This window comes from Streptomyces sp. NPDC031064, from assembly GCF_055570965.1.
Map to the genome: position 1 here is coordinate 165,703 of NZ_JBVIGF010000003.1, position 25,492 is coordinate 191,194.

Here is a 25,492-nt window from a genome sequence, read left to right on the forward strand (position 1 = left end):
TATCGCCGGACGCGCCCCCGGTGACGACTCGGTTTCCCGGGCCTTTGCCGCACTCCGCTACGAGGAGAAGGCTCCGGGGTGCAACTGCTCGCGCGTCGCGCCGTACTGCTGACGCACCGCCTGGCCCACCGCGAGCTCCTCGCCCGGCTCGAAGACCTGCGCCGCGGCGCCCTGCCAGGCCGGCGGCGCCTGCGGCGACAGCACGCCCTGCGAGACCCCCAGCGCCCACGCCGCCTGCCGCGCCGCACCCAGCGCCGCGTAATCGGCCGGCTGGGGGACGACCACCTGTGCGCCGAAGATCGCCGGCGCGGCCGCCTGCACCGCGTGCAGCTCCGCCGCCGCGCCCAGCAGGAACACCCGCCGCACCTCCACGCCCCGGCCGCGCAGCACGTCCATCGCGTCCGCCAGCGAGCACAGCATGCCCTCGAACGCCGCCCGCGCCAGGTGCTCGGGCTTCATCGACTCGCGCCGCAGCCCGCTCAGCGTCCCGGCCGTGTGCGGGAGCTGCGGGGTGCGCTCACCCTCCAGGTACGGCAGCAGGACGAGCCCGGAGGCGCCCGGCGTCGACTTGAGCGCCAGGGCCGACAGCTCCTCCAGGCCCCCTTCCAGGCCCAGCATCTCGGCGGTCCCGCGCAGCGCCCGTACTGCGTTCGACGTGTACACGACGGGCAGGTGCATCCCCGCCGCGTCCGCGAACGCCGTGATCATCCCGCGCGGATCGGCCAGCGCCTCGTGGTGCACCGCCATCACGGAACCGGACGCCCCGAGCGACACGACGGCGTCCCCGATCCCGAGCCCCAGCCCGAGCGCGGCCGCCATGGTCTCGCCCGTACCGGCCGAGATCAGCAGGCCCTCCGGCGTCATCCCGGCGGCCTCGGCGGGCCCCAGCACCTCCGGCAGCGCGGCCTGGTGCCCCAGCGCCAGCTCCACCAGGTCCGGCCGGTACGCACCCGTACCCGCCGACCAGTACCCCGTCCCCGACGCGGCCCCCCGGTCCGTCGTCCGCCGCACCGGCCGCCCCAGCAACTGCCACACCAGCCAGTCGTGCGGCTGGAGCACCATCGCCACGCGCGCCGCCGCCTCCGGCTCGGTACGCGCGAGCCACCGCAGCTTCGACACGGCCATGGCCGACTGGGGTACGGCCCCGACGGCCTCGGCCCAGGCCTGACGCCCCCCGAACGCCTCGACCAGGTCCGCGGCCGCCACCTGGGCGCGCTTGTCGTTGCCCACCAGCGCGGGCCGCACCAGCGAGCCCTGCCGGTCCAGCGGCACCAGCCCGTGCTGCTGCGCGGAGACCCCGATGGCCTGCACGCCCTCCAGCAGCCCGCCCGAGGCGGCCTCCCCGAGGGAGAGCAGCCACGCCTGCGGGTCCACCTCGGTGGCCTTCGGCTCGACGGGATGCGGAGCGTAGCCCTGCCGCAGCACCGCACCCGTTTCCGTGTCACAGACGACGATGCGCGTGAAACCCGACGAACTGTCCAACCCGGCGACTATCCCCATGGGGACAGATTCTGCCGCACGCTAGGTGTTACTGGTTCCCCACTCGTCCTCGCCGCCGCCCTGGCCGCGCTCCCTGAGGGAGCGCACCCGCTCGGCGACCGACTCGGGCATCCGGTCGCCGACCTTGTCGCTGACGGTGTGCAGCGCCTTGCCGGCCACCTCCCGCCCGGTCTGCGCGGCGGACTCGGCGGCGTTGCGCACGGCCGGGTTCTGCGAGAGCTGGCGCGCCGACTTGCGCAACTGCTCGTACTTCTCCCGCCCGGCCCGTGTGCCGAGGACGTAACCGATGGCCAGTCCAACGACGAACGTGAGCTTGTACCGCATGGCTGCCACCCTTCCGTAGGCGTCGGTGCTGGCCGCCTACCCGTAAGGGCCGGAGATCACCCCGGGGAACCGATTGGCGGAGCACCCCCCTGCTTGCGCTAATGTATGTGTCGCAGCGAGCGAGCGCCGCCCGGGAGACCCCAGGTGGGTACGTTCGGTGCAACGCAGCAATCCCCTGTAGCTCAATTGGCAGAGCAGCCGGCTGTTAACCGGCAGGTTACTGGTTCGAGTCCAGTCGGGGGAGCGCGATCCCCTGTAGCTCAATTGGCAGAGCATTCGGCTGTTAACCGGAGGGTTGCTGGTTCGAGTCCAGCCGGGGGAGCGGTGCCGGAAGAGGGTCCTTCGGGGCCCTCTTCCGCATTTTCCGCCCGGATACCGCTCCGGATGGAACCGCGCGGGCCGCAGGGCAGTCCTCATGGTCGTGCGTTGCCGACCATCCGGAGCAGGAGATCGTATGAGCGGCTATGCTGCGGCAGACGGCGCGCACAAATGTGCGCGACGCGCCGTAAGGGGCGGTAGCTCAGCCGGTTAGAGCAGCGGACTCATAATCCGTCGGCCGTGGGTTCGAGTCCCACCCGCCCCACCACGCGGTGGCCCCGCAGAAACGTTCCTACCTGCGGAGACGCGAGAACGGGGGCCGCCACTCCAGGGTGGCGGCCCCCGTTCATCCGTTCAGGCCAAAATCCAGGGGACACGCAGGGGACACGGGGCCGTCCCGGCGGACGGAAGCGCCCTCACGCCGCCTTCCGGCCGCCCGGTTGGCGCCCGGCGAGCATCCTCACCCGGCGCCGCACCGGAGGCGGCGGACCGCAAGAGCTGCTCCAGCGCCGCAATCGTGGCTCAGTCCGTGGCCGTGCGGGGCTTGGTGAAGCGGTGCCACCAGTGACGGCGCCGAGGGTGCACGGCACGTCCCAGCCGGCGGCCCAGCAGCAGGTAGCCGAGGAGGGCTCCCGTGGTGTTGAGGAGGACGTCGTCGATGTCGAAGGCCCGCCCGGTGATCAGGGCGCCCTGGACCAGTTCGACGAGCAGCATCACCAGAGCGGTGCACACCGCCACGCGTACGAGGCCTCGGGCTCGGGGAACCAGGACCGGCAGCAGCAGCCCGAACGGCACACCGAGAACGATGTTGCCGCCGATCTGCTTGATGGCGTCGGGGAAGGTGCGCTGTTCGAGATAGTCGCGGATGGAGTCTCCGGGACGGAGATTGCTGTGGGTCAACGACTCCGACGCGGCCGACGGCTCCAACGTCAGCCGGGCCAGCAGCACTGCGAACGCGACCGTCCCCGCAAAGGCAAGCAGCATTGCCACGGCTCGGCCCCCGGGCGACAGCAACGGTTCGCCCCAGGTCCGCTCCGGTGTCCTCTCCTCAGCCTTTCCATGCAGGACTGTCCGTGCCATGAGAAAACTCCCGCTCCACCGTCCGGTGTTCATCGTGCGAGCTCGCTTACCCTCGCTCACCGCGTGAAATCGTCACGTGTCGCACAGTGAGGGCAGGCGTGGATCGCGGGGAGCTGATCGCGGGCCGTTACAGATGGACAGCGCGCCGCTCTGTTGAAGCAGAGCCGGAACCGCGAAGGGGGAGGGGCTCAGCTCAGCAGTCCGACGACCGTCTGGGCCAACGTGGTCAGCGACGCGGTTCCCGCACTTGCGACGGCGAGAATTTCGAGCCGTTCCCGCAGTACTTGCCGGCGACCGGGGTCGAGCGTCCTGGAGCGCTCGAGCTCTTGCTGCGCGGCGGCCAGTTCGGTGTCGAGGGCGGCGTAGTCCGGCTCTTCGTTCGTGTGACCGGCGTGCTCGGCGGCGGACAGCTCCGCGCGCAGCTCCCTGAGGGCTGGTAGTAGCGGGGGCTCCGGCGCGCCGACGGTGATGCTGGTGCCCGCGCCCGTGCTGAGCACGCCGCCGTAGACGGAGTTGCCGATGATGATCGAGCCTGCCGGCGCGTCCTCGGGCAGCCGGGCGACGTTGGATGAGCCCGTGTCATCGCCGGGGTGAGGACTGTGTGGATCGTTGGCCGTGGGTGGGCACATGACGGTCTCCCGCTGTGTAGTGGACTTTCGTACGCGCACCGGTAGCGGCGACGCCGCCGCTCATCGCGCCGATGTAGATCGCGCCCCGGTCGACGTTCACGGTCTGCTGCTCGAACTCGTTGGTGTCGTACCCCTTGGACCGCAGGGCCTGGAGTACGCCGTTCCTGATGCGGTCCTGCACGGTTTTCACGTACCGGCTGATGTCCATCTCCTGGAAGAGCGTCACCTGTTCGCGGGCGCCCAGTTCCCGGATCGACACGCGGGGCCCGCCGGGCCTGGCCCGGGAAGGGCCGCGCAGCCACGTGCGGGTCACGGCGAGGACCGTCCGCAGGAGTGCGAAGACGGCTGTGGTGGAGGCCGCCGGGCTGGAGATCAGCGCCTGCACGGTGTTGCGCAGCAGTAGCCGGTCGTGGTCGGAGGCCGTGTCGGCAGCCGCTGCGAAATCGTCCCGCACCGGTGCCAGGACGTGCGGGGCCACTTCGAGCACCAGCATTCCGCCCTGCGTGTGCACGCGCACCAGCACGCTGACCACCAACTGCCCCTCCCAAGCGGTGATCCGCACCCGCAGGAAGTGCCGACGGCCCTCGCCGTCGTCGTTCACCGCTTCCCGCAGGCACTCCCTCAGCCGGTCGGTGTCGTACGGCATGTCCTGGCGCTGCTCGTACACCGGCAGACAGACGCATTCGTCGACCTTCAGGTGCTGGAGCCGGTCTCGGGCGGTGGCCGGGCCGGCCAGCCGAAGCGACGCGACCTGTGGCCGGATCAGGTCGAGGACGTCGCGGTTGGTGAGGCCGCCCGGACGTGGCTGCCCCTCGGCTCGGTCCGCCGCTGACCGGCCCCGGGGCTGGAGCTCCAGAGCGAACGACCAGGCGTCGTAGGTGACTCCGAAGCCGATGAGCGGCCGGGCCGGGGCGTAGGCGCAGAGAGGGGAGAACTGTTCGCGTTCGATGGCCGTGCCGATGCGCCGGTAGCGGCGGGTCTTCGGAAGCTCCAGCCGGGGACGCGCGGAGAACCGCTCCCGGCTCAGCTCCTGGCGCATCAACATCACTGTCCGGACCCGGTGTGCCCACACCGGCACTGCCACCAGCAGCGGAAAGGCCACCGCGTGCCAAACCGGCATGTCCGTCAGGGTCCACTGTGGGACGAACTGGCTCGCCGAGACGAGCCCGCCAAGGAGGAACACGGCACCCATCAGGAGGGTCGCCAACGGCACCTTGGGTGCTTCTGCCTCCCGGCCTGGCGCGAGCCCCGCGACGGCCTGCCGCCACACGAGACGCAGGCCCCACAACAGCACCCACAGTGCGGCAAAGACCACCGCTTCCCGTCCGCCCACCGCCGCGAAGACTGCCCACGCCAGGAGCACAGCGAGGCCGGTGCCCGCCTCCCAGCGCCGGGCGCGCAGCGCATGCGCCAGGACCGGCAGAACATCGCAGCCGAGCGACACGGCCACCGGCCGCTCCTCGTGCTCAACCAGCTCCTCGATGATCCGTGCGCGGTACCGGGGATCGACGTACGCCCCGACGCACAGTAATCGCGTCGCCTCCTGCCCCACGGGGTTCGTCGCGGCCTCACCCATGCTCTGCCCCTCGCTCCCACGGTGTGTCACGGGTTATCGGCCGACGACTCGTATTCCACCGTCGTCGCCGTCCCATCGGCCGGCCCCACCGTGCAGACGATCTGCCGGAAGGCGTCGTCCCAGCTCAGGTCATTAGGGGCAAAGGCGGCCATGGCACGGTCCTCACCGGGCGACCAGTCCGCACCGAAGCGGTTGCCGCACAGGTCGCCGGCGCTGTCGGCCGCCTTGTCGGCAGTCATGCCCTCGGGGGCCTCGACGAACCCCACCACCTGATCGGTGTGCGACTCGGTGCACGACGACACCAGCAGCTTCTGGAAGTCCTTCTCCTCGTACATGAAGCAGTCCCCCACCGCCATCTGCTGGAGGTTCAGGGCGATTCCCTGATCGCGGAAGGGGCCCACCTCGCCGTGGAAGGGGACGTGCCGGGAGACGACCAGACAGGCTGCCCGCTTTCCCGCCGCCACGAACCCCTCTGCTGTCGGCACCACCGCGTAGGACCCGGCGTCGGGCAGCCGCCCGACCACATCATCGGCCTGCCGAGCACACAGTCGGGAGGCCTCGGCGCGTGCCCCCTTTTCGTCGGGGAAGTCCATCATCGCGACGACCTGGGCGTTGTTCTCCTCGCCGCAGTCGACCACACCCAGGCTCGGCTGCGATTCCAGGGGATCCCCTGCCCAGATCGCCCGGACGCAGTCGCCCGTGACGAGCGGTGCCGTCAGCCCGACCGGCTGTCCGTACGGGAATGCTGCCGTGGCACTTCCGGGCGCGGAGGGCGGTGGACTCCCGTTCTCCTCCTGGTCCCCCTGATCAGCACCGGCCCGGATCAGCGCCAGCGTGGTGACGGCGGCCACGACCAGCACCGCTCCTACCCCCATCAGCACGGAACGCCGCGATACCTTGGTGGGTAACGGCAACCGCCACCGCTTGTCCCCGGCCGGTACCTCGCCGCCGTCCCCCTTCTTCGAGCCGCCGGCGCCGGCATCGGCCGCATCGGCGGCATCGGCCGCATCGGCCACCCGCTCCAGCGCCGCCCGCACCCTTGCGGTGGACGGCCGGCCCTCCGGGGACCTGGCCAGCATTTCCTGCACGATTTCGGCCAACTCGCCCGCGTGCTGGGGAGCTTCCGGGCGCGGCGGGGGCGCATGTCCCTCGGCCGCCGCGTACAGCGTCGCGCCCAGCGAGAAGACGTCCGCGGCCGGAGTGGCGGCCCGGTTCGGCTGCCGCGCCTGTTCGGGGGCGAGGAACCCGACCGCGTCCCCCGAGGGCGGGGCGCCACCCAACCCGTATCCGGCCAGCAGCACCCGTTCGGGCGTCCCACCGTCCGGCATCAGCAGGACCGCGGACGGCGAAACCCGCCCGTGCGGTACGCCCAGGAAGTGCCCCGCGCTCAATGCGTCGACGAGGGCCAGCCCGATCCTGGCCAGCTCCCCAACCGGGACGCGCCCGCCCGCCCGTACCCGGGACGCCAGATCGACGGCGTCCGGATGGTACGCGCCGACGACCCACGGGTTCCCTTCGTGCTCGACGACATCGTGGAGGTCGACCACGTTCGCGTGGGAGCGCAGAAGCCACGCCTGCTCGGCCCGCTCCCGCGCCCGCCGTAACCGCGCTGCCTCGTCCTCGTCCGCACTGGGCGCCGGTGGCAACTCCGTGAGCATGACCTCGGTCCCGAGGTCCTCGTCCTGTGCGAGCCACTGAACCCCGCCCGACGGCCCTCGTCCAGCCTGCCGGAGCAGTCGGTATCGCCCACCGATCAACTGCCGCTCGCTCATCCCGGCCCCCCTCCCCGTACGAACCAACCGTCCGCGAGGCACCAACTTGCCCGTCTCGGCGCGCTGTTGGCGGCTTGAATCGACGGTACACCGCACGCCGTTCACGAGGCGGGGCAACGCACACCACGGCCGTAGCGGCCGAGGACATCGCGGGGCGTCGATGTCGTCGATCGGAGGCAGCCCCGCCCGGCTGGTGGTGATCCGGGACGGGAGGAGTCGATGGCCGGAGAGGAGGACCCGTCCTACTGGAATTCTATTAACCCCAACGAGTGGCTCGAATTCAGATTGTCGGCGGCCACGCACAAGAATGACGAGCCTCCCGGCCGTTGGAGGTCTCGTGTCCCGTCCCGCCTCGTCCCCGCCGAACATGACCACCCTGGGGTGCGCCCTGTTCGCCACCCGGTGGCTTCAAGCGCCGCTGTACTTCGGGCTGGTGGCCGCGCAGGGCGTGTACGTCTACAAGTTCTTCAACGAGTTGTGGCACCTCATCCACCATGTCATCAGCGGACACGCGGACGAGACGCACGTGATGCTGGCGGTGCTCAAGCTGGTCGATGTGGTGATGATCGCCAATCTGCTGATCATGGTGATCGTCGGCGGGTACGAGACCTTCGTCTCCCGGATCGGGCTCCAGGGGCACCGCGACCAGCCCGAGTGGCTGTCGCACGTCAACTCCAACGTGCTGAAGGTCAAGCTGGCGACCGCCATCGTCGGCATCTCGTCGGTGCACCTGCTCCAGATGTTCGTCGACGTCCACCACACGCCCCGGCACGACCTGCTCTGGGGGACGGTCATCCACATGGCGTTCATCGCCTCCGCCGCGATCCTCGCGTACATGTCCGGGCCCATGGCCGCGCACGAGGCGAAGGTGCACACCCCGAAGGACGTGCCGTCGGCGGTGGTCATCCCCGCGCAGCGGGACAAGCGGGGGGAGGAGCCGGAGGCCGGGGTGGAGGCGCGGATCGAGGCCGCCGGGTTCCCGGCCCGGAAGGTGCTGGAGATGTTCGACGACGGGCACCTGCGGGCCCCCGGGCCGCAGGTGATCGCCCGGCTGGGGAAGGTGGACTTCGTCGAGCGGAAGGCGAACGTGGTACTGCTCGGCGGTCCCGGCACCGGCAAGACGCACCTGGCCATCGCGCTGGGCGTACGGGCCTGTGAGGCCGGCCACCAGGTGCTGTTCGGCACCGCCGCCGAGTGGGGCGCCCGGCTCGCGGACGCCAAGGCCGCCGGGCGGTTGCGCAAGGAGCTGGCCCGGCTGGACGCGTACCCGGTGCTCGTCGTGGACGAGGTCGGCTACGTGCCCTTCGAGCCCGAGGTGGCGCACCTCTTCTTCCAGCTCGTCTCGCACCGCTACGAGCGGGCCTCGCTGATCGTCACCAGCAACCGGCCGCTCGGCCGCTGGGACGAGGTGTTCGGCGACGGTACGACGGCCTCCGCGACGGTGGACCGGCTGGCCCACCACGCGGAGGTCATCACGCTCGACGGCGACAGCTACCGCACGCGCCGGCTGGACCTGACCGTCACTCGATGACGAGCTGGACGGGGATGTTGCCGCGCGTGGCCTTGGAGTAGGGGCAGTACGCGTGCGTCTTCTCCAGCAGGTCGCGGCCGGCCTCGCCCTGGAGGTGGTCCGGCAGCTCGACGCGCATCACGACGGCGAGGCCGAAGCCCCCGTCGGTGTCCTTGCCGATGCTGACCTCGGCGGTCACGGAGGCGTCCTTGACGTCGATCTTCTCCTGGCGGCCTATCGCCCCCATCGCGCTCGCGAAGCACGCCGCGTACCCGGCGGCGAAGAGCTGCTCGGGGTTGGTGCCCTGGCCGTCGCCACCCAGTGCCTGGGGGAAGCCGAGCGGGAGGTCGATCCGGCCGTCGGAGCTGACGGCACGGCCTTCGCGGCCGTTGGCGGTGGCGACGGCGGTGTAGAGCGCGTCCATGAGGGGTGTCCTCTCGGGGTGGGACTCGGTGGAGTGTGCAGCATTATTTGTAGCGCACGATTCAGTTGTGCACAACTGAATCGTGTTCGCGTTACCCTGGGGTCATGGACACGCTCGGCACCGTGCGGGACGAAGACTTCCTCCGCCTCGACCACCAGATCTGCTTCTCGCTGCACGCCGCCACGCGCGCCTTCAACGGCGTCTACCGCACCGTCCTCAAGGACCTCGGCCTGACCTACCCCCAGTACCTGGTGATGCTGGTCCTCTGGGAGCACGGCGAGCTGCCCGTCAAGCAGATCGGCGAGCACCTCCGCCTCGACTCCGGCACCCTGTCGCCGCTGCTCAAGCGGCTGGAGGCGGCCGGGTACGTCGAGCGGCGGCGCAGCGCCGAGGACGAGCGGTCCGTCACCGCCCGGCCCACCCCCGCCGGGACCGAGCTGCGCGAGCGGGCCCTCGGCGTGCCGCGCCGGATCGCCGCCGCCACCGGGATGCCGCTGGCGGAGGTCCGCGAGCTGCGCGCCCGCCTCGACGCGCTGACCGCCGCCCTCGACGTCGCCGGGGCGGGAATCCTGGCCGAGGACTGCGTCACGGAGGAGTGAGGGGGACGGGCCCGGTCACACGATGCCGCGGACGATGCCCAGTTCCACCAGGTCCTGGGGGCGCAGGCGGAGCTGCTCCGCCGTGCGCGGGGCCTGGTCCGGCGGCCGCTTGAGTATCGCCGCCGCCAGCTCCGGGGCGATCACCGAGAAGTAACTGTCCGGCGTGGCCCACGTGTTGCCCGGCGCGGCCAGCGCCAGCGCACCGCCCGAGCCGCCCTCGCCGATCAGCAGCGTCGTCACCGGCACCCGCGCCCCCGCGACGGCCGCGAACGCCTCCGCGATGGCCGCCCCCGCGCCCGCCCGCTCCGCCTCCGCGTCGTTCGCGGCGCCCGGCGTGTCGACGAGGGTCAGCACCGGGACGCCGAGCCGGTCCGCGAACCGGATCACCCGGGCGGCCGTGCGGTACCCGGCCGGCCGGGTCGCCGTGCCGCACTGCGCCACGTACGCCACCGCCCCGCCCCCGGGGCGCAGCCCCACACCGCACAGCAGCCCCGGGTCCCTGCCGCCGCAGCGGTCGCCGGTGAGCGGCAGCCGGTTGGTGAAGTACGCGTCCAGGTACGCCTCCGCCCTGGGCCGCTCCGGATCACGGGCGCGGAGCACCGCCTCCCAGCCGCTGCCCGGGAGGGGCGTGTCCGACAGCGCGGCGGGCGGCGGGACCTCCGGGGCGGGCCCGGTGAGCGCCGCCACCCACGCCGCGACCACCCCGCGCAGCTCCTTTGGCCGTACGACCGCGTCGACGTGCCCCGCCGCGAACTGCCCCTCGGCCGTGTACGCGGCCGGATCGGCGTCCGGCGGCCGCACCCGCGACCCGGCGAACCCGATCTGCGCCCCGGGCAGCGCCAGGATCACGTCCGCGCCCGCGCCCACCGTCGCCCAGCCGCCGCCGGTCGCCGGGTCGCGCAGCACGGCGATGTGCGGCACGCCCGCCTCCCGCAGCAGCACCGACTCGCGGGCCACCCGCTGGAGCTGGGTGAGCGCGACCATGCCCTCCTGCATCCGGCTGCCCCCGGTCGCGACCAGCGAGACCAGCGGGACGCGCTCCTCGCGCGCCAGCCGGTACGCGGCCTCCAGCCGGTCACCGGCCCGCTCGCCCAGGGAGCCGCCGAGGAACCCGAACTCGAAGGCGAGCGTGACGCAGCGCCGGCCACCGGCGCTCGCCGTGCCGTACACGACCGACTCGGCCTCGCCCGTGCGGTCGGCCGCGCGGGCCCGCGAGGTGCCGTACCCCTCCCAGCCCAGCGGCCCATCGGGCGCGCAGGGGCGGCCGGGCGGCGTGTGCTCGGTGAACGCGTCCGTGACGAGTGCGATGGCCTCGCGGGCGGAGCGGCGCTCGGCCGGGCGCGCGGCCGGACCCTCAGGCATGAAGCGCCCGCTTCATGATCTTGCCCATGTCGTTGCGGGGCAGGACGTCGAGGTAGCGGACCGTGCGGGGCCGCTTGTGCGGGGCGAGCTGCGCCGCCACATGGCCGGCCAGCTCCTCCTCGGACGGGGGCCGCGAGGGGTCGGCGGGCACCACCCACGCCACGATCCGCTCGCCCAGGTCGGGATCCGGTTCGCCGGTCACGGCCGCCTCCCGCACGGCCGGGTGGTCGAGGAGGGCGTTCTCGATCTCCCCCGCGCCGATCTTGTACCCGCCGCTCTTGATCAGGTCGGTCGCCTTGCGCCCCACGATCCGTACCGACCCGTCCGCGTCCCGGACCGCCATGTCGCCGGTGCGGAACCAGGCCCCGTCGAAGGCGGCGGCCGTGGCGTCGGGCCGGTTCAGGTAGCCGGTGAACAGGTTCGGGCCGCGCACCTGGATCTCGCCGACCGTCTCCCCGTCGTACGCGGTGATCTCCGCGCCGTCCTCCTCGTCCACCAGCCGCAGCTCGACCCCGCGCAGCGGGACGCCGACCGAGCCGGTGCGCGGCTCCACGTCGTCCGCCCGGACGCTGGTGTTCATGAGCGTCTCCGTCATCCCGTACCGCTCGATCACCCGCCGCCCCGTCAGCGCGGCGATCCGCTCGTGGTCGTGGAGGGGCAGCGCCGCCGAGCCCGAGACCAACAGCCGCGCGCCCGCGAGCGCCTTCGCCAACTGCGGGTCGTCGTCCAGGGCTTCGGCGATGCGGTGGTACATCGTCGGGACGCCGAACAGCATCGTCCCGCCCGCCGCCAGCTCCCGCGCCACGCCGCCGGTGGTGAACCTGCCCAGGTGGCGCACCGACCCGCCGCGCCGCAGCGGGCCCAGGACGCCCAGGATCAGCCCGTGGACGTGGAAGAGGGGCAGGGCGTGCACGAGGACGTCGCCGGACGTCCACGCCCAGGCGTCCTCCAGGGCGTCGAGCGTGGTGGCGATGGCGCGGCGGGGCAGGACGGCGCCCTTGGGCGGGCCGGTGGTGCCGGAGGTGTAGACGACGAGCGCGGCGGCCTCCGGGTCGGCCGGCCCGGGGGGCAGGGGCCCGTCTCCGGCCACGTCCGGGGTGACGTCGACCCGGGCCAGGTCGCCGAACACGCCCGGCAGTTCGTCGCCCGGCGCGGCCAGGACCAGTGCGGGCCGGCTGTCGGTGACGATGTGCGTCAGCTCCCGCTCACCCGTCTTCGGGTTGAGCGGTACGGCCGGCACGCCGGCGAGCAGCGCGGCGACCACCGCGACGGCGGTCTCCAGCGTGGGCGTGGCCCATACGGCGACGCGTTGCGCCCCGTCGAGCCGGGCGGCCAACGAGCTCGCGGCGGCGCGCAGTTCGCCGTACGTCAGCGAGCGGTCCCCGAACCGCAGCGCGGGCCGTCCGGAGCCGGCGTCCAGGGCCGGAAAGAGCGAACTCACTCGTCGTCCTCCTCGCATCGCTGCACAAGCCTGTTCCCCCGTGGTCACGGGCCCCACCATTCTCCCCGCCGACGCCCGGCGGGAAGCGATGCCACCTGTGCTCTTCGCCGCAGTTCGAGCGCCGCTCATCCCGGGTAAGGCCCGGGCTCGAACGCGTCTCCAGGAAGTCGGAGGCCGACCAGCGGCGGCACGAATCCGCCCAGGCCCCCACTCGCGCCGACGACGCCGGTGGCGCTGCCCATCCGCGCCCGCGGTGCCGCTCGCGGTGCCGAGGCCCGCCGCCATGACGAGTCCCCTGGGCGGGGGAGGTGCCGGTGGCGGGCCGGGCGGCGGTGTCCACGGCACGAGTCAAGGCGGGGCATGGGGAGACGGCGCGTGGAGCTGGGCCGGACGGCGTAGCCGGCCGGTCGGCGGCGGGCCTGGTCCGGCCGTGCGCCGCTCAGCCCGGCTCCACCCCGTCCCGCGGGGACTGCCAGGTGACCGTCGTCCCCCGGGTGCCGTCGTCCCGGGTGCCGTCGTCCGTGACCGTGAGGCGGACGCCGGGGCGGCCGTCCGGGAGGGTGGCCGTGGCGTCGACCTGGACGTCCACCGACGTCAGGCCCTCGCGGCGGTGGGCCGCCGCCAGGGCGCCGCGCAGGGCGGCGAGGAGCCCGTCGGCCACCGGGCCGGTGACCAGGGCGTCCACCGGGCCGGTGAACCGCACCGACGGCTGGAAGCCCAGCGGCACCGCCGCGCCGCCAGTCTCGCGCAGCACCCGGCCCCGGAAGGATCGGGGCGCCTCAGCCGGGGGCTGCTGGAGCGCGAAGATCGCGGTGCGGACCTCCTGGATGGTGGAGTCCAGCTCGTCCACCGCGCGGCCCAGCAGCTCCGCCGTCTCCGGGGCCGCCCGCCGCCGCGTGGACTCCAGCATCATCTCCGTGGCGAACAGCCGCTGCACCACCAGGTCGTGCAGGTCCCGGGCGATCCGGTCGCGGTCCTCGTACACGGCGAGCCGCTCCCGGTCGGCCTGCGCGTCCGCGAGGACCAGCGCGAGCGCGGCCTGGGAGGCGAACTGCGAGGCCAGCAGCCGCTCCACCGCCGTGTACGGGGGGCCGCCGCGCCGGCGCGGCAGGGCGAGGGTGCCGATGAGCTGCCCGCCGCTCTGCAACGGCAGCATCATCGACGGCCCGAACCGGGTGCGGACGTGGGTCGTCATACGGGGGTCGGTGGCCGAGTCCTCGACGAAGACCGGCTCGCCGCCCAGCAGTGGGACCAGGACGGGCGAACCCGGCTCGATCGTCGTGCCGACGAGGTCGCCCGGGTCGTGCGGCGTGGAGGCGGCGACGATCTCCATCCCGCCCTCGGCGGTGGGCTGGAGGACCACCCCCGCCGCCGCGCCGGCGAGCAGCCGGGCCCGCTCGGCGACGGTGGTCAGCGCGTCGGCGGCCGCCTCACCGGTCAGCAGCGCCGTCGTCACGGCCGCCGCGCCCTCGATCCACCGCTCCCGCTGCCGGGCCGTCTCGTACAGCCGGGCGTTGCCGATGGCGATGCCCGCCTGCGAGGCCAGGACCCGCAGCATCGCCAGGTCCTCGGCGGTGAACGGCCCGCCGCGCTTGCCGGTGAGGTGCAGGTGCCCGAACACCTCGGTGTGGACGCGGATCGGTACGGTCAGGTCGTCCGGCCCGTGGGGAGGCGGGTCCGCCCCGCTCGTGCCGGCCCTGTACACGTCGGCCGGCCGGCCGCGGTCGGGGTCGGGGTCGGGGTCGACGACGGTGAGGGTGCCGGTCCGCGCGTCCGTCAGTTCGGCGGCGGACTCGACGATGCGCTGGAGGGTGGTGCGCAGCTCCAGGTCGGTACCGACGTTCAGTACCGCTTCGAGCAGCGCCGGGAGCCCGCCCGCCGTCACTCGACCGCCACTCGCGTCACCCGTCCGTCACTCGCGTCACTCGCGTCACCCGTCCGTCACTCGGCCTCGGCGAGCGGGTCCAGAGTGAGGGGCTCGATGCGGCCCTCCAGCATGGCCCCGAGCCCCAGTACGGCGCAGATGTCGGGCCGTTCCGCGATCCGCACGGGCATCCCCGTCGCGTTGCGCAGCATCTGGTCGAGGCCGGGCAGCAGGGCGCTGCCGCCGACCATCATGATGCCGCGGTCGACGAGGTCGGCGACCAGGTCGGGCGGGCAGTCGCGCAGCACCTTCCCGATGCCGTCCAGCACGGCCGTCAGCGGGGTGTGCAGCGCCTGGCGCACGGCGGCGGTGTCGACGAGCACGGAACGGGCCAGTCCGGTCGCCACGTCCCGCCCGTGGATCTCCGTGGACGCCGGGCCGCCCGGAGTGAGGCCGTTGCCGTGCAGGGCGAGCTGGAGCGGGCGTACGGACTGGCTGGGCAGCATCAGTTCGTGCTGGTGGCGCAGGTACTGGATGACGGCGTGGTCGATGGCGTTGCCGCCGACCGGGATGCGCTCGGCGGTGACGATCGCGCCGAGCGACAGCACGGCGACCTGCGTGGTGGCCGCCCCGCACACCAGGATCATGGTGGCGGTCGGCTGCTCCACCGGCAGGCCGCAGCCGACGGCCGCCGCGATCAGCGTGTCGACCAGCTCGACGCGGCGGGCGCCGAGCCCGACGAGCGTCTCGATCGTGGCGCGCTGGGCGAGCGGGTCGCTGTCGTGCGGGGTGCAGGCGGCGGCGCGCAGCATCGGCTTGCGGCGCAGTTGGCGGCGGAGCTTCTCACCGAGGAGGTGGCGCAGCATCCGCTGGGCCATCTCGATGTCGACGACGCTGCCGCCGGATACGGGGCGGACGACGCGGATGTAATCGGGGGTGCGGCCGGTCATCTTCTCCGCGAACTCGCCGACGGCGATCAGCGCCCCGGTACGGGTGTTGACGGCGGCGACGCTCGGCTCGTCGACGACGAGCCCGACACCCTTGACGAAGACCCGGGTCCTGGCGGCCCCCAGGTCGACGGCGACATGGCAGCGGCGCAACTGCTCGAGACTGACGGTCACGGTGCGGATCCTCCCAGGAGCGGTACGTCCTCGCATCGTGCGATCACGGGGCGTGCGGCGCGCGCCGGGGGAGCTGACGGGGTGACAGACAAGGGCCGAAGGAGCTACCCGCGCGGGGGCCGGACGAGCCGTTGCAGCAGCCCCCAGGTGAACTCCGCCACGCACGGCTCCCCGTCCGGCGGCGTGAACGCCAGCCGCCACCGCGTCGGCGCGCTGCCCTCCAGCGGGCGGGCGGGGGAGAAGGCGCGGGCCACCTCGTCGACGGTGCAGCTCCAGGGACGCAGGTCGGCGAGCGTACGCAGCTCGGGGCCGGCCGCCCCCGGGGCCCGGACCAGCCACTCGTTCCACACCGCACCGCCGCCGGGCGCGACCAGCACCTCGAAGCGGAGGTCCGGCCAGAGCGGCACGGGCCACAGCAGCGCGTCGCACTCCAGGTCGCCGATGGCGCGGCGGGTACGGGACTCGGGCTCGCCGAGCACGGAGCGGTAGCGGGCGAGCGCGCCACGGGACCTGGCGGAGCGGGTCATGGCCTGCCAGCGGCGGTTGGCCTCCCGCATGTCCGCGATCGACACGCCCAGCTCGCGGCGGGCGTCCTCGACCAGGCCGGGCTGGTGGTCGGCCATCCGCCGCAGCAGGACGAGCTGGAAGTCGAGCGGGCCGAATGGGGCGGAGGGAGTGCCGGAGGGCGTCATGCCGACATCCTGCCCGTTCCTCATGAATCGAGCGGCGCGCCGGGGGTTGGCCGTTTCCACACAGGATCCTCACAGACGCGGGTATCTCCGGTGTACGGGCGCCGCATAATCTGCGGGCGCCATGGATTACTGCCACCAGTGTCAGCGGCACCTCAACGGCGCCCTGGCCTGTGCCGGGTGCGGTACGCCCGTCGAGGAGCTTCGGCGCGACGAACCGCACGTACCCGCGGCGGAGCACGTCTACGAGCTGGACCGGGACGAGGAGCATCCGCCTGCGGGGCCTCGTCGTGCCCGCGGCCAGGCGCGCCGCGCCCAGCCCGCCCGGCGGTCCCGCTCGGCGGGGCGCCGGGCCCGCAAGCGGCGTGGGCGCAAGGTGCTGATCGGCGTGTTCTCCCTGATCCTGGCGGCCGGTCTGCTGAGCCTGGCCGAGCTGGCGATCGAGCACCCCGGCGAGGAGGGCGCGGCCACCGCCGTACGGCAGGAGGACCCGGCCGTACCGGAGCCGCTGCCCGCGCAGCCGGAGGGCTCCCAGGCGCCGGACGCCCCGAGCCCGGTGAACGAACCGGTGTCGGGATCCTCCGGGCCGGACGACCCCGAGGACGGCTCCGGCGCCGATGGCGAGGCGTCCGGCGCCCCGTCGCGCGCGCCCGGCGCGTCCGCCCCGGGGCGCTCCGGCGAGCCGGGCACCGGCCCGTCGGCCCCGCAGCCGTCGGGCGACCCCGACGAGCCGGGCGCCCCCGACGCCCCGGCGCCGGACGACCCCGCCCCGGCGGACCCGCCCCCGAACAACCCCGGCGACCCGGGCGACCCGGACGAGCCCGGCAACCCTGACGAGCCGGCCCCGGACGACCCGGCCCCCGACGACCCGCCCCCGTCGGAACCCACCCCCGACCCGACGCCGACCGAGTCGTGCGACTGGTTCCTGTGGTGGTGCGTCTAGCGCCCCGCCGCCCGTAGCTCCCGCCCCGCCGCTGGGCCGCCCCCGCGACTGCCGGGCCGGGCCGACAGGTGCCCTCCGGCCGCTGCCGCTGCCGGTCGGCGGCGAGGGGCCGTGGAGGGTCGTCCCCGCAGCGGATCGGCGGCGACGTACGGCCAGAGGACCGGTCGGGCGCCCCGCCGACCGCGAGGAGTCGAGCCCGGAGGGGCCCCGCCCCCGCCCACGGACCGCAACCACCGCCCCAGGGCGCCCGGCAGCCCGCCCCCTACGCCCCCTCCCCGCCCGCCCCCACCATCCGCCGCAGCAGGTCGCGCAGGGCGGTCCGCTCCTCCTCCGAGAGGGCGGCGAGGGGTTCGCGGGCGAAGTCGAGGGCGTCCCGCAGGCGGCGGGCCGTCGCTCGGCCCTCGTCCGTCGCGGCGGCGATCTTCACCCGGCGGTCCGCCGGGTCGGGGCGGCGCTCCACCAGGCCGCGCGCCTCCAGCCGGTCCACGATGCCCGTCACGTTCGACGGCTCGCACCGCAGCGACTGCGCGATGCGCCGCATCGGCGTGGGCTCCAGGGCGAGCAGGCCCAGGACGCGCGCCTGTGCGCCGGTCAGCGCGTGCTGCCCGGCGGCCTGCTCGTACTCCTCGTGGTAGCGGGTCACCACCGTGCCGATGAGCTCGACCACTTCGAGGGTGAGCGGGTCTGTGCGTCTGCTGGACATGCACACCAGGATACCCACTTACTTGACAACCTGAAATATCCAGGCGCATGGTTGTTTCAGGTAATGAAATAACACCTGAAGCAATCCAGGAGGCACCGCAGCATGTCCGCTCTTCCCGCGTCCGGCCGCGAATGGCACCTCGTCGCCCGCCCGCACGGCTGGCCCAAGCCCGAGGACTTCGCCCTCCGTGAGGCGCCCGTCGCCGAGCCGGCCGAGGGCCGGATCCTCGTGCGCAACCTGCACTTCTCGGTCGACCCGTACATGCGCGGCCGCATGAACGACGTGAAGTCGTACGTGCCGCCGTTCCAGCTCGACCAGCCCATGGACGGCGGCGCCGTCGGTGAGGTCATCGCATCCGGCGCCGAGGGCTTCGCGGTCGGCGACCACGTCCTGCACGGCCTCGGCTGGCGCGAGTACGCCGAGGTGAACGCCAAGCACGCCACCAAGGTCGACGCCTCGCTCGCCCCCCTCTCCGCCTACCTCGGCGTCCTCGGCATGACCGGCCTCACCGCCTACGCCGGCCTCTTCGACGTGGCCTCCTTCAAGGAGGGCGACGTGGTCTTCGTCTCCGGCGCGGCCGGTGCCGTCGGCAGCCAGGTCGGCCAGATGGCGAAGCTCCGGGGCGCCTCCCGGGTCATCGGCTCGGCCGGCTCCGACGAGAAGGTCGAGCTCCTCACCAAGGAGTACGGCTTCGACGCCGCCTTCAACTACAAGAACGGCCCCGTCGCGGCCCAGCTCAAGGAAGCCGCCCCCAACGGCATCGACGTCTACTTCGACAACGTCGGCGGGGAGCACCTGGAGGCCGCGATCTCCTCCTTCAACGTGCACGGCCGCGCCACCATCTGCGGCATGATCGCCCAGTACAACAGCACCGAGCCGACCCCCGCGCCGCGCAACCTCGCGCTGGTCATCGGCAAGCGGCTGCGCCTCCAGGGCATGCTCGTCAACGACCACCGCGAGCTCCAGCCGCAGTTCGTCAAGGAGGTCGCCGGCTGGCTGGCCTCCGGTGAGCTGAAGTACCGGGAGACCGTCGTCGAGGGCATGGAGAACGGCGTCGAGGCGTTCCTCGGCATGCTGCGCGGTGAGAACACCGGAAAGATGATCGTCTCGCTCACCCGATAGGCTCACCTCCAGTCCGCCGCGATCGTGGGCGCGAGTCGCGGCGCATCACAGGAGGAAACCTCTTACATGTCGATCCAGCAGTCCGACGTCCTGTACACCGCCGTCGCCACCGCCGAGAACGGGCGTGACGGCCGCGTCGCCACCAACGACGGCAAGCTCGACGTCGTCGTGAACCCGCCCAAGGAGATGGGCGGGTCCGGCGAGGGCACCAACCCCGAGCAGCTCTTCGCCGCCGGTTACAGCGCCTGCTTCCAGGGTGCGCTCGGTGTCGTCGCCCGCCAGGAGGGCGCCGACATCTCCGGCTCGACGGTCACCGCCGAGGTCGGCATCGGCAAGAACGCCGAGGGCTTCGGGATCATCGTCAAGATCTCCGCGAAGATCCCGAACGTGAGCGCCGCCACCGCCAAGGAGCTCGTCGAGAAGGCCCACCAGGTCTGCCCGTACTCCAAGGCCACCCGCGGCAACATCACGGTCGACCTCGACGTCGCCTGATCACGCGCCCCGACGCGCCTCGGCGCGCTGCCACGTGCGCGTACGCGCCGGAGGGCCGCACCCACCGGGTGCGGCCCTCCGCCCGTCGGGCAGGGCCGGCCGTCCCGATAGGGTGCACCCATGCGTGATCTCGGGGTGGGCTTCGGCTACGTGATGAAGGGTCAGCGCTGGGTCGGCCGGCACGGCCGGTGGTTCGGGTTCGGGCTGCTGCCCGGCCTGGTCACCTTGGTGCTGTACGCGGCCGCGCTGGCCGGTCTGGCGTACGGCGCGGACGACCTGACCGCGTGGGCGACGCCCTTCGCGGACGACTGGTCCTCGCCCTGGCAGGGCGTCTTCCGCGGCTTCCTGACCGCGCTGCTCTTCGCCTTCGGCCTGTTCCTGGCCGTCGTCACCTTCACCGCCGTCACCCTCCTCGTCGGCCAACCCTTCTACGAGTCGCTCTCCGAGGAGGTCGACCGCACCGAGGGCGGCGACGTGCCGGAGTCGGGGCTGCCGCTCTGGCGCGAGCTGTGGATCTCCGCCCGCGACAGCCTGCGCGTCCTCGTGCGCGTCGCGCTGTACGGCGTCGTCCTCTTCGCGCTCGGGTTCATCCCCGTCGTCGGCCAGACCCTCGTCCCCGTGCTCGGCTTCTGCGTCTCCGGCTTCTTCCTGGCGGAGGAGCTCACGGCGGTGGCGCTCCAGCGGCGTGGCGTCGAGCTGAAGGAGCGGCTCGCGATGCTGCGCGGCCGCCGGATGCTCACCCTGGGCTTCGGCGTCCCGCTGACCGTCGCCTTCCTGGTGCCGTTCGTCGCGGTGTTCCTGATGCCGGGCGTCGTGGCGGGCGCGACGCTGCTGGTCCGCGACCTGGAGGCGCCGCAGGACGCGCCCGCCGACCTGGACGGCCACGTGGACGGCAGGCCCGTCGGGACCACCCCGCCCGCCTGAGCCCGCGGCGAACCCCGCCGCACCCCCGCGGCGAACCCGGCCGCACCCCCCGCGGCGAACCCGGCCGCACCCCCCGCGGCGAACCCCGCCGCACCCCCCGCGGCGAACCCCGCCGCACCCCCGCGACAAGGCGCGCGACGAACCCCGCCACAACCCCCGCCACGACCCCGTCGGCAACTGAATCCGGCCGTCTCCTTCCGCACGGCCATCCCGTCGGGGAAAGTTGGGCATAAAGAGCGGGACGACGACGGCGCCGGTCGGCATGCCTCGCGGGAGGGCCAGCTCGGATGAACACAGCGGGGACGGGCACCGAGCCGTTGTACTTGCGCGCGCGCCTGGACCGGCGCCCCGCCGAGCTGCTGGAATCGGGCGGGCCCTTCCTCCGCGCGCTCGTCGACGCGCTCGGCTCGCCCCTCAACGTCGTGCTGCCGGACCAGATCGCCGAGAACGTGGAGCGCTTCCGCGCCGTCTTCCGCCGCCACCGGCTCACCGGCCGCATCTTCTTCGCGCACAAGGCGAACCGGTCCAGCGCGCTCGTCCGCCACCTCGTCACCACGGACGCCGCCCTCGACGCGGCGTCGCTCGGTGAGTTACGGCACGCCCTCGCCTCCGGGTGGACGGGGGACCGGATCATGACGACCGGTCCCAAGGACCCCGAGTTCCTGTGGCTGGCCGCCCGTACCGGGGCGATCGTCAACGCCGACGGGCCGGGCGAGGTGGAACGGGCCGCCCGTCTCGTACGGGCGTACGGCCTGCCCCGCCTCCGGGTCGTGCTGCGCCTGTCCGAGTTCGGGGCGACCGGCACCACCCTGCTGTCCCGCCGCAGCCGCTTCGGCTCCCCGGCGAAGTCCCTCAAGGACCTGCTCGGCACGGTCGACCGCCACCGGGACGCGCTGGAGCCGATCGGCGTCGGCTACCACCTCGACACCACGAGCCCGGACGAGAAGGCGGCGGCCCTCGAAGGGTGCCTGACGGCCATGGAGGAGCTGTACGCGCACGGCTTCACCCCGCGCGCCGTCGACGTGGGAGGCGGCTTCGGCGTCAACTACCTCGCCCACGCCGAGGAGTGGGCGGCGTACACCACCGAGCTCACCCGCGCGGTCATGGGCAGGCGCCCGCCCATGACCTGGGGCGGCCACGGCTACGGGCTGCGCATGGAGAACGGCACCGTCAAGGGCTCCCTGGGCCTCTACCCGGCCCACCGCCCCGTCGCCGGCGCCGACTACCTGGACGACCTGCTCTCGCGCCCCGCCCCGGCCCTGGGCGGCCGGGCGCTCGGCACCCTGCTGCTGGAGAGCCTCCACGAGCTGTACGTCGAGCCCGGCCGGGCCCTCGTGGACCAGTGCGGGCTCACCCTCGGCAAGATCCTGGACGTACGGCCCACGGAGACCGGGGAGCACCTGGTGACGCTGGCGATGAACGCTGGCGACGTCAGCCTGGAGGACCACGGCGTGCTGATGGACCCGGTCCTCCTGCCCCGCGACGGCACCCCGGCGGAGGGCGGGCCCGCGGCCGTGTACCTCATGGGCAACCTCTGCCTGGAGGCCGACCTGATCACCCGCCGCGCCGTCCACCTGCCGCGACTGCCGCGCCCCGGCGACCTCCTGGCCTTCCCCAACACCGCCGGGTACGTCATGGACTTCGGCGCCACCCACGCCCAGCGGCAGCCCCTCGCCCGCAAAGTCGCCGTCTTCCACGAGGAGGGCTCCTGGCACTGGTGCCTCGACGAGCAGTACTGGCCGATCACACGACCGGGGGGAGAGCGCACATGAGGTACGACAGCATCACCGACGCCATCGGCGGCACCCCGCTGGTGCGCATCGACCCGGACGTCCACGGGCTGCGCAACATCGACCTGTACGCCAAGCTCGAAATGCTCAATCCCTTCGGCTCCCTGAAGGACCGCGCCGCCTGGAACATGGCCCGCCGGGGACTGGCCGCCGCCAAGGAGCGCGGCGAGACGGTCGTCGAGCTGTCCAGCGGCAACACCGCCAAGGCCCTGGCCCTCATCGCGGGCCTGCACGGCCTGCCGTTCAAGAGCGTCACCAACAGGATGCGCATCCCCGAGATCAAGGACCTGCTCCTGCTGCTGGGCGCCGAGATCGAGGAGCTGCCCGGTCAGTCCGAGTGCCTCGACCCGACCGACACCGACGACCCGCTGACCCTCTTCCACCAGCGGCTGAACCGGCCCGGCAGCGCCCACTTCCACACCGACCAGTACTTCAACGCCCGCAACACCGAGGCCCACGCCGCCGGCACCGGCCCGGAGATCATCGCGGACCTGGACGGCCGGGCCCCGGACTGGTTCATCGCCTGTGTGGGCACCGCCGGCTCGTCCACCGGCGTGGCCCGCGCCCTGCGCGCCCACGACCCGGCGGTGAACGTCGTCGGCCTCGTCGGGGAGAAGACGGACTTCATCCCCGGCATCCGCAACGCCGACGAGGTGCAGGAGGTCGGGCTGTTCGACCCGGCCACGTACGACACGATCGAGACGGTCAGCGCCGACGAGGCCATCGACGGCATGGTCAGCCTGCTGCGCCGCTGCGGACTGCTCGCCGGACCGACCGGCGGGGCCGCCTACTACGGGGCCGTACGCCACCTCAGGCCGCTGGACGGAGAGCTGACGGACCGGCGGACGGCCGTCTTCATCGTCTGCGACCGGGTGGAGAGCTACCTGGGGTACGTACGGCAGCGGCGGCCCGAGCTGCTGGGGCGGCCGCCGGTGAAGAACTCGGTGGCCACGCTGACCGACACGGAGGCCCGCACGGCCACCGTCATCGACGTCGCCGAGGCCCAGAAGTGGATCGCGGAGCAGCGGCCGCTGGTGATCGACCTGCGCGGCCCGTTCGCGTACGCCGCGCTGCACATCGACGGCTCGGTGAACATCGTCGACGAGCTGTTCGACGAGCTGCTGCGCGGCGGCCTGCCCTTCGGCAAGCGGCAGCCGGTGCTCCTGGCCTGTCCGGTGGGCGAGAAGTCCGCCCGGTACGCCGCCCTGCTCACCCGCATGGGCCACCCCGACGTGCGCAGCCTGGCCGGCGGGATCGTCGCCTGGCGGGACGCGGGCGCGCCGCTGGTGCGTGACTGAGGTGTCCACGTACCGCACGGAGATCGAGGAACTGCGGTCCTGGCAGCGGGAGTTGCGCGCCCAGTTCCCGATCGTCACCGGCCACCCGGATCTGGCGTACCTGGACAGCGCGGCCACCACGCAGAAGCCGCAGCCCGTCCTGGACGCCGTGCGGCGCTACCTCACCACCTCCAACGCCAACGCGGGGCGCGGCTCCTACCCGTGGGCCAACGCCACCACCGCGCTGGTGGAGGGCGCCCGCGACCGGGTCAAGCGGTTCCTGGGCGATCCGGACCCGGACGGGTCGGACGTGCACTTCACCGGCGGGACCACGGAGGGGCTGCGCACGGTCGCGCGGGACTGGCTGCCCGGGCTGCTCAGCGACGGGGACGAGATCGTCGTCCCGTTCCACGACCACCGGGCGAACCTGTCACCGTGGCTGGAGGCCCAGGAACTGCTGGCCCGCCAGGGGGTCGGCATCCGGGTCCGGGAGCTGCCGTACCAGGCGGGCTCCGGCGACTACGACCCCGAGGCGCTCGCCCGGATCACCGGCCCGCGCACCCGGTTCGTGGCGGCCACGCACGTGCACCACGTGTACGGCGCCGACATGAACGTGCACCGTGTCCGCCGGGTCGTCGGGCCGGACGTCCCCATCTGCCTGGACGCCGCGCAGAGCGTCGGGCACCTGCCGGTGTCCGTGGCGGACCTGGACGTGGACTTCGTGGTCTTCTCCGGCCACAAGGCGCTCGCCCTGCCCGGTACGGGCGCGGTGTGGGCCCGGTGCCGGCGCGGCCCCGGCTTCCGGCCCGGCGGCTGGCAGGGCACCCCGAACACGGTCGGGATCGCCTCCCTGGTGGCCGCGCTCGACTGGCTGGACGCGGCCGGGACCGACCGGATCGAACGCTGGACGGTCGCGCTGACGTCCCTGCTGACCGACGGGCTGAGCCGGATGGAGGGCACATACGAGGTCCTCGGCTGCCGCACCAGCCTCGCCGCCGGCTCCCCGGTGCAGCGCCGGCGGAGCCTGGTGACCTTCCGGCACCGGGGCATCGACGCCCACGACCTGGGCTTCATCCTCTACAGCCACGGGTTCATGGTGCGGTCCGACGGCCACTGCCAGGCCGGGACGGGGGACAAGGACGGCTCCGTGCGCGTCAGCCTCCATGTGCACAACACCCCCGAAGAGATGGAAAGGCTGCTCGCCGCGCTCGCCAGTCTGCAATGATTTTCAATAGCAGCAGTGAGTCGTGAGGTGCGGAGGACACGAGCGGCCATGGGTGTGAACGCGGTGACGGCCGCGCGATGGGTGGAGCGCTGGGAGGACCAGCAGCAGCGGTACGCGGTCGACCGCGAGGAGAGCTTCACCGTCATCGCGGACGTGGTCGAGCACGTGACGCGCGGCCAGGCGGCGCCGCTCGTCCTGGACCTCGGGAGCGGGCCGGGCTCCCTGGCGGCGCGGCTGGCCGGCCGCCTCCCGGACGCCGAGGTGCTGGCCGTCGACGGCGACCCGCTCCTGCTGGAGCTGGGCAGCGCGTACTACGGCTCGGCGTCGCTGCGCCACGTCGAGGCGATGATCGGCGAGCCGGGCTGGCTCGACGCGCTCGCCCTGGACCGCCCGGTGGACGCGGCGGTGTCCACGACGGCCCTGCACTACCTGGACCGCCACACCCTCACCCGGGTGTACCGGGAGCTGGCCGAACGGCTGCGCCCCGGAGGCGTGCTGGTCAACGGCGACCACATCAGCCCGGACTCGGCGAAGGTCTCCGAGCTGGCCCAGGACATCGGGCGCCGGCACGCCGAACGGCACAAGACGCTCAGCCACGACGACTGGGAGTCCTGGTGGTCGGGCGCGGCGTCCGACCCGGAGCTGGCACGCTTCCTCGCACAGCGCGGGAGCCACCGGCACCCGCGCTGCGAGGGCAACGACCTGACCATCACCAGCCACGCGGACCTGCTGCGGGAGGCCGGGTTCGAGCACGTCGGCGTGGTGTGGCAGTACGGCCACAGCCACATCCTGGCCGCCGTGCGCTGA

Annotated in this window: 23 protein-coding genes and 3 tRNA genes; 13 read left to right on the top strand and 13 right to left on the bottom strand. The window is 73.2% G+C overall.

The window, feature by feature from the left end:
* Positions 1-57: 57 nt before the first annotated feature.
* Together ACZ46W_RS11720 and ACZ46W_RS11725 are read right to left on the bottom strand one after the other, a co-directional pair.
* Positions 58-1,500, bottom strand: coding sequence for an FGGY family carbohydrate kinase (locus ACZ46W_RS11720; RefSeq protein ID WP_468335159.1), 1,443 nt, complete (start codon positions 1,498-1,500; stop codon positions 58-60).
* A gap of 21 nt (positions 1,501-1,521) precedes the next feature.
* Positions 1,522-1,824 (bottom strand): YtxH domain-containing protein, encoded by a 303-nt coding sequence (locus ACZ46W_RS11725; protein WP_468335162.1) that lies wholly within the window; start codon positions 1,822-1,824, stop codon positions 1,522-1,524.
* A gap of 171 nt (positions 1,825-1,995) precedes the next feature.
* Between ACZ46W_RS11725 and ACZ46W_RS11730 the strand changes: the two genes are divergently transcribed.
* The 3 genes from ACZ46W_RS11730 to ACZ46W_RS11740 all read left to right on the top strand — a co-directional run bounded on the left by ACZ46W_RS11730 (position 1,996) and on the right by ACZ46W_RS11740 (position 2,410).
* Positions 1,996-2,068, top strand: a tRNA-Asn gene (locus tag ACZ46W_RS11730).
* Positions 2,069-2,073: 5 nt separating this feature from the next.
* A tRNA-Asn gene (locus ACZ46W_RS11735) sits at positions 2,074-2,146 on the top strand.
* A gap of 187 nt (positions 2,147-2,333) precedes the next feature.
* Positions 2,334-2,410: transfer RNA gene (locus ACZ46W_RS11740), tRNA-Ile, on the top strand.
* Positions 2,411-2,664: 254 nt separating this feature from the next.
* Here ACZ46W_RS11740 and ACZ46W_RS11745 read toward each other — a convergent pair.
* From ACZ46W_RS11745 to ACZ46W_RS11760, 4 genes are all read right to left on the bottom strand, one after another.
* The gene (locus tag ACZ46W_RS11745) at positions 2,665-3,222 is read right to left on the bottom strand and encodes a VanZ family protein (RefSeq protein ID WP_468335165.1); all 558 of its coding nucleotides are present in this window, start codon (positions 3,220-3,222) and stop codon (positions 2,665-2,667) included.
* A gap of 188 nt (positions 3,223-3,410) precedes the next feature.
* Positions 3,411-3,851, bottom strand: a complete 441-nt coding sequence (locus tag ACZ46W_RS11750; RefSeq protein ID WP_468335168.1) for a hypothetical protein — start codon at positions 3,849-3,851, stop codon at positions 3,411-3,413.
* Complete coding sequence (locus tag ACZ46W_RS11755) at positions 3,802-5,427, bottom strand: hypothetical protein (protein WP_468335171.1); 1,626 nt, start codon at positions 5,425-5,427, stop codon at positions 3,802-3,804. The genes ACZ46W_RS11750 and ACZ46W_RS11755 overlap by 50 nt, the downstream gene beginning before the upstream one ends.
* A gap of 26 nt (positions 5,428-5,453) precedes the next feature.
* Positions 5,454-7,085, bottom strand: coding sequence for a septum formation family protein (locus ACZ46W_RS11760; RefSeq protein ID WP_468335174.1), 1,632 nt, complete (start codon positions 7,083-7,085; stop codon positions 5,454-5,456).
* A 451-nt stretch (positions 7,086-7,536) separates the two neighbouring features.
* Here ACZ46W_RS11760 and istB point away from each other — a divergent pair, with 451 nt between their 5' ends.
* The gene (gene istB, locus ACZ46W_RS11765) at positions 7,537-8,730 is read left to right on the top strand and encodes an IS21-like element helper ATPase IstB (protein ID WP_468335178.1); all 1,194 of its coding nucleotides are present in this window, start codon (positions 7,537-7,539) and stop codon (positions 8,728-8,730) included.
* Here the strand turns inward: istB and ACZ46W_RS11770 are convergent.
* Positions 8,720-9,133, bottom strand: coding sequence for an organic hydroperoxide resistance protein (locus ACZ46W_RS11770; RefSeq protein ID WP_468335180.1), 414 nt, complete (start codon positions 9,131-9,133; stop codon positions 8,720-8,722). The genes istB and ACZ46W_RS11770 overlap by 11 nt on opposite strands.
* Positions 9,134-9,237: 104 nt before the next feature.
* Here ACZ46W_RS11770 and ACZ46W_RS11775 point away from each other — a divergent pair, with 104 nt between their 5' ends.
* A complete protein-coding gene (locus ACZ46W_RS11775) occupies positions 9,238-9,732 on the top strand; it encodes a MarR family winged helix-turn-helix transcriptional regulator (RefSeq protein ID WP_468335183.1) in 495 nt (164 codons plus the stop codon).
* A gap of 15 nt (positions 9,733-9,747) precedes the next feature.
* Here the strand turns inward: ACZ46W_RS11775 and ACZ46W_RS11780 are convergent, their stop codons facing one another.
* The 5 genes from ACZ46W_RS11780 to ACZ46W_RS11800 form a co-directional block, all read right to left on the bottom strand.
* Positions 9,748-11,094 (bottom strand): carboxyl transferase domain-containing protein, encoded by a 1,347-nt coding sequence (locus tag ACZ46W_RS11780; RefSeq protein WP_468335186.1) that lies wholly within the window; start codon positions 11,092-11,094, stop codon positions 9,748-9,750.
* The gene (locus ACZ46W_RS11785; protein ID WP_468335189.1) at positions 11,087-12,535 is read right to left on the bottom strand and encodes an acyl-CoA synthetase; all 1,449 of its coding nucleotides are present in this window, start codon (positions 12,533-12,535) and stop codon (positions 11,087-11,089) included. The genes ACZ46W_RS11780 and ACZ46W_RS11785 overlap by 8 nt, the downstream gene beginning before the upstream one ends.
* A 439-nt stretch (positions 12,536-12,974) precedes the next feature.
* Positions 12,975-14,420: a sensor histidine kinase gene (locus tag ACZ46W_RS11790; protein WP_468335192.1), complete on the bottom strand. Its 1,446-nt coding sequence runs from the start codon at positions 14,418-14,420 to the stop codon at positions 12,975-12,977.
* A gap of 56 nt (positions 14,421-14,476) precedes the next feature.
* Entirely contained in the window at positions 14,477-15,520 is a 1,044-nt protein-coding gene (gene mreB / locus ACZ46W_RS11795; protein WP_468335196.1) for a rod shape-determining protein MreB, read from the bottom strand.
* A 104-nt stretch (positions 15,521-15,624) separates the two neighbouring features.
* On the bottom strand, positions 15,625-16,212 hold the full coding sequence (locus tag ACZ46W_RS11800; RefSeq protein WP_468335199.1) for a hypothetical protein: 588 nt from the start codon (positions 16,210-16,212) through the stop codon (positions 15,625-15,627).
* A gap of 121 nt (positions 16,213-16,333) precedes the next feature.
* Here ACZ46W_RS11800 and ACZ46W_RS11805 point away from each other — a divergent pair, with 121 nt between their 5' ends.
* On the top strand, positions 16,334-17,152 hold the full coding sequence (locus tag ACZ46W_RS11805; RefSeq protein ID WP_468335202.1) for an SCO2400 family protein: 819 nt from the start codon (positions 16,334-16,336) through the stop codon (positions 17,150-17,152).
* Positions 17,153-17,414: 262 nt separating this feature from the next.
* Here ACZ46W_RS11805 and ACZ46W_RS11810 read toward each other — a convergent pair whose 3' ends face one another.
* Positions 17,415-17,855, bottom strand: coding sequence for a MarR family winged helix-turn-helix transcriptional regulator (locus ACZ46W_RS11810; protein WP_468335205.1), 441 nt, complete (start codon positions 17,853-17,855; stop codon positions 17,415-17,417).
* Between the two features lie 102 nt (positions 17,856-17,957).
* On the opposite strand from ACZ46W_RS11810, the gene ACZ46W_RS11815 reads away from it, so the two are divergent.
* From ACZ46W_RS11815 to ACZ46W_RS11845, 7 genes are all read left to right on the top strand, one after another.
* The gene (locus ACZ46W_RS11815) at positions 17,958-18,977 is read left to right on the top strand and encodes an NADP-dependent oxidoreductase (RefSeq protein WP_468335207.1); all 1,020 of its coding nucleotides are present in this window, start codon (positions 17,958-17,960) and stop codon (positions 18,975-18,977) included.
* Positions 18,978-19,043: 66 nt separating this feature from the next.
* On the top strand, positions 19,044-19,469 hold the full coding sequence (locus tag ACZ46W_RS11820) for an organic hydroperoxide resistance protein (RefSeq protein ID WP_366129408.1): 426 nt from the start codon (positions 19,044-19,046) through the stop codon (positions 19,467-19,469).
* A 120-nt stretch (positions 19,470-19,589) separates the two neighbouring features.
* Positions 19,590-20,393: an EI24 domain-containing protein gene (locus ACZ46W_RS11825; protein WP_468335210.1), complete on the top strand. Its 804-nt coding sequence runs from the start codon at positions 19,590-19,592 to the stop codon at positions 20,391-20,393.
* Between the two features lie 287 nt (positions 20,394-20,680).
* The gene (locus ACZ46W_RS11830) at positions 20,681-22,165 is read left to right on the top strand and encodes a Y4yA family PLP-dependent enzyme (protein WP_468335213.1); all 1,485 of its coding nucleotides are present in this window, start codon (positions 20,681-20,683) and stop codon (positions 22,163-22,165) included.
* Positions 22,162-23,481 carry a pyridoxal-phosphate dependent enzyme gene (locus ACZ46W_RS11835; RefSeq protein WP_468335216.1) on the top strand — a complete coding sequence of 440 codons (1,320 nt, stop codon included), beginning with the start codon at positions 22,162-22,164 and terminating at the stop codon, positions 23,479-23,481. The genes ACZ46W_RS11830 and ACZ46W_RS11835 overlap by 4 nt, the downstream gene beginning before the upstream one ends.
* Position 23,482: 1 nt before the next feature.
* The gene (locus ACZ46W_RS11840; protein ID WP_468335219.1) at positions 23,483-24,685 is read left to right on the top strand and encodes an aminotransferase class V-fold PLP-dependent enzyme; all 1,203 of its coding nucleotides are present in this window, start codon (positions 23,483-23,485) and stop codon (positions 24,683-24,685) included.
* Positions 24,686-24,733: 48 nt separating this feature from the next.
* A complete protein-coding gene (locus tag ACZ46W_RS11845) occupies positions 24,734-25,492 on the top strand; it encodes a class I SAM-dependent methyltransferase (protein WP_468335222.1) in 759 nt (252 codons plus the stop codon).